The organism is Nocardioides sp. NPDC057772 (assembly GCF_042798075.1).
In the GTDB taxonomy this organism is placed as follows: Bacteria; Actinomycetota; Actinomycetes; order Propionibacteriales; family Nocardioidaceae; genus Nocardioides.
In genome coordinates, this window is sequence record NZ_JBHVKN010000355.1 from 1 (window position 1) to 2412 (window position 2412).

Annotated in this window: 3 protein-coding genes; 2 read left to right on the forward strand and 1 reads right to left on the reverse strand. The window is 64.9% G+C overall.

What is annotated here, in order from left to right; translation table 11 throughout:
- Positions 1-236: DUF1697 domain-containing protein (locus tag ACFVJS_RS27565; RefSeq protein WP_378886732.1), on the reverse strand; the 236-nt coding region annotated here is incomplete at its 3' end.
- Positions 237-340: 104 nt separating this feature from the next.
- On the opposite strand from ACFVJS_RS27565, the gene ACFVJS_RS27570 reads away from it, so the two are divergent.
- Both ACFVJS_RS27570 and ACFVJS_RS27575 read left to right on the forward strand, forming a co-directional pair.
- The gene (locus ACFVJS_RS27570) at positions 341-991 is read left to right on the forward strand and encodes a flavodoxin family protein (RefSeq protein WP_378886733.1); all 651 of its coding nucleotides are present in this window, start codon (positions 341-343) and stop codon (positions 989-991) included.
- Between the two features lie 21 nt (positions 992-1012).
- Positions 1013-2368 (forward strand): cytochrome P450, encoded by a 1356-nt coding sequence (locus ACFVJS_RS27575; protein ID WP_378886734.1) that lies wholly within the window; start codon positions 1013-1015, stop codon positions 2366-2368.
- Positions 2369-2412: the final 44 nt, after the last annotated feature.

Here is a 2412-nt window from a genome sequence, read left to right on the forward strand (position 1 = left end):
AGGTCCGCCAGTGGCCTCACGATGGCTACGTCGTCGTACCCTGCAGTGGCGGCTAATTCGCTTGCTGCCGCAGCCACAACGCCCTCGGGGTCCTCGGACTTGATCAACACCGTCCCATTCGTTTGGAAGGACTTCACGTGCGAGGCACCGCCCCGCTCGAGCGCACCCTCCAGCTGCTCCCGGTTCGGCGACCCGGCGTGACCGAGATTGAGGTTCCTGTAGAACACGACATGCATCATTGCCTCCTGGTCCGACAGTCTCCCGCCGGGGTCAACGGCGAGAGCGAACGCCGGCCGAGCGGTTAACCGATACCTTACTGAGGCTCCACATGCTTGCGGCTATGGCCGAGCAAGGTGAACGGATCAAGTTCTTGGGGATCAACGGGTCCGAGAGAGCCGACGGCAACGGGGTTCACGCCTATCGGTTCCTCGAGGCCGTCCTTGCCGAGGAAGGCGTGGACCTCGAGGTCGTCAACGTATGGGACATGGACCTGCGTCCGTGCGGAGCGTGCGGTGACTGCAATTTCCGCAGCTCGCCGTGTGAGGTCGACGACGCGCTTCCAGGGCTGATCCCGAAGCTCGCTGCCTGCGACGGGGTCATCTTCTCGGCACCGGTGCACGGGTTCGGGCCAAGCCCCACGTTGCCGACCTTCATCGAGCGCATCGGTACCGGACACCTGCGCTTCGACAGGGTGCTGACCAACAAGGTAGGCGGTGCGTTCGTCACGGGCCGACGCTACTCCCACGTCGAGACGTACAACTATCTGCTCCAACACCTCCTACTCAACCGAATGATCCTGCCTGGCTCGGGATTTCCGGCGGTGCTCTTCGGCGACGCCGCGGGTGAGGTGCTCGAGGACACCGAGGGGATGGAGATGCTGCGGCGCATGGCCGTACGCATGGCTCGACTTGCCCGCCTGCTCCGCCAGCACGCCGAACTGGGCGGAGCCGACCTTTTGGCCGAAGCGAGCTTCAGCGAACGCGATCGCTGACCAACGAAGAGGAGAAGATTGATGCTCGAAGAATGGAGCCTGGGAACGATCCCGCACCCTGCGGGCAGAGACCCTGAGCTGCTCGACGCTCCCAACTCAGATTTCGTCAAGCCGATGCAGAAGCTGTTCAGCTGGTCTCAGGAGCTGGGGCCCATCTTCGAGACCCAGGCGCCGGGGTTCGGGATGGTCGTCGCCTCGGGTTCGGAGGTGTGCAAGGACCTGTTCGACGACAGTCGGTTCGAGAAGTTCGCGGGCTTCGGGATGGAAGCGTTCAGGCCGATCACCGGAGATGGTCTCTTCACCGCCCGCAACGACGAAGAGAACTGGGGCCTTGCCCACCGGGTTCTGATGCCGGCGTTCTCGAAGGAGGCCCTGGCCCGCTACCACGAGCCGATGCGGGAGTCGGTGGAACAGTTCATCGCCTACTGGCAGGAGCAGAGCGGACCTGTCGACGTGGGCGGTGAGGCCACGAAGCTCTCGCTCGACATCATCGGGCGGGCCGGGTTCGGATACGACTTCGGGACGATGGGGCCTGAGGCCGGCCGCCACCCCTACGTTGACGCCATGGTCGAGGCGCTGATGTTCAGCGTGCTGCCGCCCGACCTGCAGGAGCAACGGCGGGCGGACTTCGAAGGCTGGGTGCGGCTGCTGAACCAGACGGTCGACGCCGTCATCGAAGAGCGCAAGGCCAACCCCCACCGCGAGCAGCGCGACCTGTTGGACGCGATGTTGACGAACGTGGACCCGGAAACAGGCCGGACGCTCCCGGAGGAGAACGTGCGCTACCAGATCACCACCTTCATGGTGGCCGGGTACGGCACGACCGCCTCATTGATCTCGTTCGCGTTGATGTACCTCTACACCCACCCCGAGATCCTCGAGGAGGTGAGGCAGGAGGCCGCCGAGGTGCTCGAAAGGCAGTACCCCACGTTCGCCGAAGTGCCCAAGCTGCGCGCTCTGCGGCGTGTGATCGACGAGACGTTGCGCCTGTGGCCGCCCACGCCGGCGTTCTTGCGGGTCGCGAAGGAGGACGCAACTGTCGGCGGTGTCCATCATGTGGCCAAGGGCGGATGGGCCGCGGTGCTTACCCGAGCTCTTCACCACGACGAGGCCTGGGGACCGGATCGACACGAGTTCCGTCCCTCCAGGTTCCAGCCCGAGGAGGTGAAGGCGCGCCCAGCGCATATCTACAAGCCGTTCGGCACGGGGCCGCGCATGTGCATCGGGCGCCAGTTCGCCATCCACTCGGCAACGCTGGCGCTCTCAGCCCTGACGAGTGAGTTCGAGCTACAGCTCTCCGAGGAACCCTTGTCGGTCGCGGAGGGGGGCTTCTTCATCCCCGACAATCTGACCGCGACCTTGACCCGACGGTCCTAGCCAAGCATCGAGGCGAGCCCCGGCTGCCCGGATTCTTGCTCAAG